The sequence below is a fragment of the Streptomyces sp. W16 genome (assembly GCF_033194735.1).
Lineage (GTDB): Bacteria > Actinomycetota > Actinomycetes > Streptomycetales > Streptomycetaceae > Streptomyces.
Window position 1 is genome coordinate 1 of record NZ_JAWOAI010000840.1, and the last position, 2761, is coordinate 2761.

Below are 2761 nucleotides of genomic sequence, written 5' to 3' on the forward strand. Positions count from 1 at the left end.
GCCCGGGAGGGCGGCACGGGCGGCACGTACGGCGGTGTCGACGTCGGCGGCGGTGCCCGCCGGGACGCGGTCGATCACCTGCTCGTCGGCCGGGTTCACCACGTCGATGGTCGCCTCGCTCGCGGCGGGGCGCCAGGCGCCGTCGATGTACATGCCGTCGTGTGCCTTCATCGTGCTGCCTCCCAGGCGTGACGTCGTCGTCCGCCTCACAAACTAGCGGTGTTAGTTTTCCGGCGCCAGAGACCCCGGGTCACGGACGCGCGGACACCTCGGAGAACGGACTCGCCGACACCTCAGAAATCGGCCCGGGTCCGGTCGTCCACCCGGCCCACCGCCTCCTGCGCGAAGGCCTTCTCGTACGCCCGCCGGATCTCCTCGATCTTCCGGTCGCTCGCACCCGCCGCCGTCACCGGGTACAGCAGGATCAGCTCGTACGACCGCTCCTTCTCGATCTTCCCGTTGGCGTCCCGCCACTGCCCGCGCCCGTTCTGCACGGTGAGCCCGTCCGGGAAGTCCGGCGTGACCTCCTTGTCGACGAAGGCCATGAACTGCCGGTCGGTGACGGCCGGTCCGCCGTCCGGCCGCTCGGTGCCGAAGAAGAGCTGCGTCTCGACGTACGGCGTGCCGCGCGTCGGCGCGGGAGCGGTTTCCGTGTCGAAGCTCGCGTAAGCGGTCGGGGCCGCGGCGGTCAGGAGGAGGCCGGCGATCGCGAGGGCCGCCCTGTTTCGGGTGAAGTGCACGTTCATGCACCTATCCGTACCGGTCGTCACTCGTCCAGGTCGGGCAGCCGCGCCGGAGCCGGGGAGATCCGTTCGCCGTGCTGGTCGAAGACGAACAGGTGGGCGATGTCGACGAGGAGCGGGACCTGCATGCCGTAGCGGAGTTGGATGTCGGGGGTGGTGCGGACGACGAGGTCTCCGGGGAGGCGGCCCTCGGGCGGTATGAGGTCGGGTTCCGGGTCCGCCGGGTGGTCCAGGACGACGACCGGTCCGGCGCGCAGTACGCCGGCGCGCTCCCGCAGCCGGCCCAGGACGCCGCCCTCGCGTCGGCGGCGCCTGGCCGGGCGGGTGGGGCGCGGGGCCTCCAACTCCGGTACGACGGCGGGCCTGGAGCCGGTGTTGAAGTGGACGAGGACCTCGTGGCCCTGGAACTCCACGTGCTCGACCAGGCCGCTGATCGCCACCTCGCCGGGGCGGGCGGCGGCGGGCTTGGCGATGCGGATGGCCTCGGAGCGCAGACCGACGATGACCTCGCGGCCCTGCTGGACCCGGAGCAACTGGTGGTCCAGGCACAGGGGTTCGGGCAGGCGCAGATACTGCTTGCCGAGGCTGATGGTCATCGCGCCGTCCAACGGGGCCCGGACCAGGCCGCGCAGCAGGTTGATGCGCGGGGTGCCGATGAAGGCGGCGACGAAGACGTTGCGGGGCAGCGCGTACACCGAGCGGGGGCTGCCGAGTTGCTGGAGGACCCCGCCGCGCAGGACGGCGACCCGGTCGCCCAGCGACATGGCCTCGGCCTGGTCGTGGGTGACGTAGACCGTGGTGACGCCCAACTTGCGGGTGAGGGAGGAGATTTCGGCGCGCAGGTGGTTGCGGAGTTTGGCGTCGAGGTTGGAGAGCGGCTCGTCCATCAGGAACGCGGAGGGGTGGCGGGCGATGGCCCGGCCCATGGCGACGCGCTGGCGTTCGCCGCCGGAGAGCTGGCTGGGGAAGCGGTCGAGGAGTTCCTCGATGCCGAGCATGCGGGCGGTGGCGTCCACGCGCGGGCGCGGGTCGGCGCCGGGTGCCTCGATGCGCAGCGGGAAGCCGATGTTGTCGCGGCTGGTCATGCTCGGGTAGAGGGCGAAGTTCTGGAAGACCATCGCCATGTCCCGTTCGGATGGGGCGAGTTCGTTGGCGTACTCGCCGTCGAGTCTTAACTCGCCCTCGTCGATCTGCTCCAGGCCGGCGATCATTCTCAGCACGGTCGACTTGCCGCACCCGGACGGCCCGAGCAGCACGAGGAACTCCCCCGGCGCGATGTCCAGCGACAACCGGTCCACCACGCGGGCGCCGCGCGCGTAGGCCTTGCTCACATCGTGCAGGGAGATGGCGCGTGTCATGACGAGTGCCCCCGGGGGCTGCGCGATCGGATCACCTCGTACGGGTCGTACGAGGCTTGTGAGTCACGGAAGCTAACGGAATGTGCGCGCCCGGGGGAAGAGACCGGACGGGATCGGGCGGGTCCGTCCGGGTGGTGAGAAAACGGACGATCGCGTTCAGTGCGTACGGCCCCGTTCGCGGGTCGCGGTCAGGTGGGCGAACACGATCGTGTTGCCGGAGTAGCCGGTCCGGTGGTCGAAGCTGCCACCGCAGGTGATCAGGCGGAGTTCGGGCCGGCCACGGGCGCCGTAGACCTCCCGGTCGGGGAAGTGCGCCTTCTCGTACGTCCGCACCGCGTCGACCGTGTACACGGCGGTCCGGCCGTCGGCCCGGCGGGCCTCGATCAGACGGCCGGGCTTCAGTTCGCCGAGGCCCGCGAAGACGGCGGGGCCGGTCATGGTGTCCAGGTGGCCGACAGCGACGGCGGTGCCCCGTTCGCCCGGGGCGGGCCCGTCCGCGTACCAGCCCACCTGCTTGGGGTCGTCGTTCGGCGGCGCGGACATGTGGCGTTCGCGGCCGAGCCGGAGGGGGATGACCGGGGCGTCGACGTCGAGGTAGGGGATGACGAGACCGGTCGCGCGGGAGCGCGGCAGGGGGCGCGGCGCGGGTGCCGGGCGGCC

Annotated in this window: 4 protein-coding genes; all 4 read right to left on the reverse strand. The window is 71.7% G+C overall.

Annotation, left to right across the window (positions count from 1 at the left end):
- Positions 1–171: aldehyde dehydrogenase family protein (locus R6V09_RS50245; protein WP_317888108.1), on the reverse strand; the 171-nt coding region annotated here is incomplete at its 3' end.
- Between the two features lie 122 nt (positions 172–293).
- Positions 294–746, reverse strand: coding sequence for a DUF3574 domain-containing protein (locus R6V09_RS50250; protein ID WP_317888105.1), 453 nt, complete (start codon positions 744–746; stop codon positions 294–296).
- A gap of 20 nt (positions 747–766) precedes the next feature.
- Positions 767–2101: an ABC transporter ATP-binding protein gene (locus tag R6V09_RS50255; protein WP_317888106.1), complete on the reverse strand. Its 1335-nt coding sequence runs from the start codon at positions 2099–2101 to the stop codon at positions 767–769.
- Between the two features lie 156 nt (positions 2102–2257).
- On the reverse strand, positions 2258–2761 hold a 504-nt coding region (locus R6V09_RS50260; protein ID WP_317888107.1), incomplete at its 5' end, for a class F sortase.

Coding starts and splice junctions, on each gene's coding strand:
- R6V09_RS50255 (WP_317888106.1), bottom strand. CDS start 2,101: ATGACACGCGCCATCTCCCTGCACGATGTGAGCAAGGCCTACGCGCGC.
- R6V09_RS50250 (WP_317888105.1), bottom strand. CDS start 746: ATGAACGTGCACTTCACCCGAAACAGGGCGGCCCTCGCGATCGCCGGC.